This is a genomic window from Deinococcus sp. (genome assembly GCF_018260405.1).
In the GTDB taxonomy this organism is placed as follows: Bacteria; Deinococcota; Deinococci; order Deinococcales; family Deinococcaceae; genus Deinococcus.
Genome location: NZ_JAGLBG010000161.1, coordinates 1 through 3,216, shown reverse-complemented (window position 1 = coordinate 3,216; position 3,216 = coordinate 1). Strand labels below are relative to the sequence as shown.

The following is a 3,216-nucleotide window of genomic DNA, read 5'->3' as shown; positions in this document are numbered from 1 at the left end:
CCAGCGATTGTGCGCCTGATGAAGAGGGCAGCATGGATACTCCGACGATATGGGCCTCAGACAGCCTCTCAGGTTATGAAACTTGTACCGATTGCTCATGTCCCCTCAGCTACGGCGCGTAGCTACTTGGCCAAGCGCCGTGTTAGGTTCCACATCGCAGAGGCATCACCTTCTGTCACCTAAGATGGGAAAATAAGAAGCCAGGGATGGCTTTCAATAGAAGCCCACCCAAAAGCGGTTTTTCGCCGTGTCCATCGCGCTGAGCAGTTATGCACAAACTTCGGTTGCCTGTTTACCGCCCTCTAGACTTGGGAGCGCATCACTTACAGGGCCACTTTTGCAGGCTGGTCAAGCGGCTAGACTGACCCGCTATGTCGCGCTCTCCTGTTACCCGTACCGCTGTCAAACCTGAAGTGATGAGTCCTGTCGGCGGAGAGGCTCAGCTGCGGGCCGCGCTTGAGGCCGGGGCTGACGCGGTCTTTTTCGGGGTCAATCCGCTGGTGGGTGGTGGCCGGGCCGACGGTACTGGGGCGGGGTTTCATGCGCGGGCCAAAGTCGGTTTTGAAGCCGAGGCCCTGCCAGACGTGATGCGGACGCTGCACGAACGCGGGGTAATGGGGTTCGTGACCTTTAACATTCTGGTGTATGACCGCGAATTGCGCGACGCCGAGCGCCAACTGATGTGGCTGGCCGAGGCCGGGGTAGACGCCCTGATCGTGCAGGATCACGGCGTGGCGCGTCTGGCCCAGGACATCTGCCCTGACCTGCCGATTCACGGCAGTACCCAGATGAGTATCACCTCTGCCGAGGGCGCGGAACTGGCGCGGCGGTTCGGGGCCAGACGCGTGGTGCTGGGGCGCGAACTGAGCCTGAGCGATATCGAGCGCATTGCCCGGCAGACCGACATGGAGCTGGAAACCTTCGTGCACGGCGCCCTGTGCGTCAGCTACAGCGGGCAGTGCTTTTCAAGCGAGGCATGGGGCGGGCGCAGCGCCAACCGGGGGCAGTGTGCCCAGGCCTGCCGCCTGCCCTACGAGATGTTTGTAGACGGCCAGTACCGCGACCTGGGCGACGCCCGCTACCTGCTCTCGCCGGGTGATTTGTACGCGCTGCACCAGGTGCCCGAGCTGGTGCGAATCGGCGTGAACTGCCTGAAGATCGAGGGCCGCTACAAGGACGCCGAATTCGTGGCCCTTACGACTGCCGCTTACCGCAAGGCCGTCGACGAGGCGTGGGCGAGGTTGCCCCTGAGCGTCACGGCGCAGGAAGAACAAGACCTCGCACAGGTGTACTCGCGTGGGCTGGGGCCGCACTTCATGGCCGGAACCAACCACCAGACGGTCGTGCGCGGGCGGGCGCCGAGGCACCGGGGCGTGCAGGTCGGCACCGTGCGCGGCCTGACCGAACGCGGCGTGCTGGTCGAACTGAACAAAGAGGTCAAACCCGGTGACGGGCTGGTGTTTGACCCGGCCAACTGGCGCACGCCGCAGGGCCGCGAAGAAGGCGGTTTTCTGTACGGTTTGTGGCAGGGCGGGCGGCAGCTGGAAGAACCGGGCCGCGCCGGGCAGACCTACGAACTGCGCTTTGGGCGCGGGGCGGTCAACCCGGAGCGCGTGCGTGAGGGCGACCCGGTGTGGCGTACCCACGACCCGAGTCTGGCCGCCCGCGTCAGGCCACTGATCGAGGCCACCGACCCCGTTTACACCCGCCCGGTCGAGGCCCACTTTTACGGCCAGGTGGGTGAATGGCCCGCACTGACCCTAAGCGACGGACAGGGCCACCGCGTGACCGTGCAGGGCGAAGCGCCGCTGCCTGCGGCCCGCAACCGGGCACTCGACGAGGCCACACTGAGCGAGCAACTTAGCAAGCTGGGCGGCACGGGCTATCACCTTTCCGGGTTAACGGTGGACTTGCAGGGCGCAGGTTTTTTACCGGTGTCGGCCCTTAACGCGCTGCGCCGTGACGCGGTGGCCTTGCTGACCGAGCAGCGCGGTCAGGCTCCCAGGCGCAGCATTGAGCCCCGGTTGCAAGAGGCACTGGCCCGTGCTACACGCCTTAAAGTGGCCGCCGACAACCGCCCCGCCGCGCTGCATGTGCTGGTACGGACGCCCGAGCAGCTCGGGGCCGCGCTGGAACTGCGCCCCGAGAGCATCACGCTGGACTATCTGGAACTGTACGGCCTGAAACCCAGCGTCGAGAAAGTGCGGGCGGCGGGTCTTCTGGTACGGGTCGCCAGTCCGCGCATTCTGAAGCCTACCGAACAGAATCTGCAAAAGTTTCTGCTGGGGCTGAACGCCGGGATTCTGGTGCGCTCGGGCGGGCTGCTAGAGGGTCTTCAGGGTGAGAACGCCGAGTTGACCGGGGATTTCTCGCTGAACGCCGCCAACGTGCTGACCTCGCTGGCGCTGCTGGAGCTGGGCCTGACCCGCCTGACGCCCACGCATGACCTGAACGCGCAGCAGATCACCGAACTGGCCGGACTGGTCGGCCCCGAGCGGCTGGAAGTCATCGCCTATCAGCACCTGCCCGTGTTTCATACCGAGCACTGCGTCTTTTGCCGCTTTCTGTCGGACGGCACCGACTACACCAACTGCGGGCACCCCTGCGAGTCTCACCGGGTTGCCCTGCGCGACGAACGCGGCGTGTCACACCCGGTCATGGCCGACGTGGGCTGCCGCAACACGGTCTTCGAGGGCCGTCCGCAGGTGGCCGCGCCGCATATGAGCGACTGGCTGGCGGCGGGTCTACGCGATTTTCGCCTCGAATTCGTGCACGAATCGCCGGATCAGGTCAGCGAAGTGATCTCGGTTCACCGCGCTTTCCTGAACGGCAAAATCAGCAGTGGCGAATTGCAGACACGCCTGAGCGCCGTCTCGGATCAGGGCGTCACTGAGGGCAGCCTGTTCGTGCCGGAAGGATTTGATCTGCTGCCCGCGCTGCCTACCGTGTAGCCGTCTCTATGTGGTCACTCAGAGCGCCCAGACCGGCTTCAAAGCCCCCCGAGGCCCGCTGTCCCCAAACACGCCGCCGAACCGCGCTAGGGCAAGCGAGGGCCGCTTCGGTATCCCGCCTACCTGGGCATAGGGCAGCGCGCACAGGAACCTGGAAAACTGCCCCCGCCTCAGCTCACGCCGCACCACTTAGAGGCTGTCTGAGGCCCATATCGTCGGAGTATCCATGCTGCCCTCTTCATCAGGCGCACAATCGCTGGAGCAG

1 protein-coding gene is annotated in these 3,216 nt (G+C 65.0%); it reads left to right on the top strand.

Features of this window, described 5'->3' with window-relative positions:
- The first annotated feature begins 416 nt into the window (after nt 1–416).
- A complete protein-coding gene (locus QZ269_RS12525) occupies nt 417–2,951 on the top strand; it encodes a U32 family peptidase (RefSeq protein ID WP_291427040.1) in 2,535 nt (844 codons plus the stop codon).
- Nucleotides 2,952–3,216: the final 265 nt, after the last annotated feature.

What these genes read in the sequence shown, in the direction of transcription:
- QZ269_RS12525 (WP_291427040.1), top strand. Translation starts at nt 417, where the DNA reads ATGAGTCCTGTCGGCGGAGAGGCTCAGCTGCGGGCCGCGCTTGAGGCC.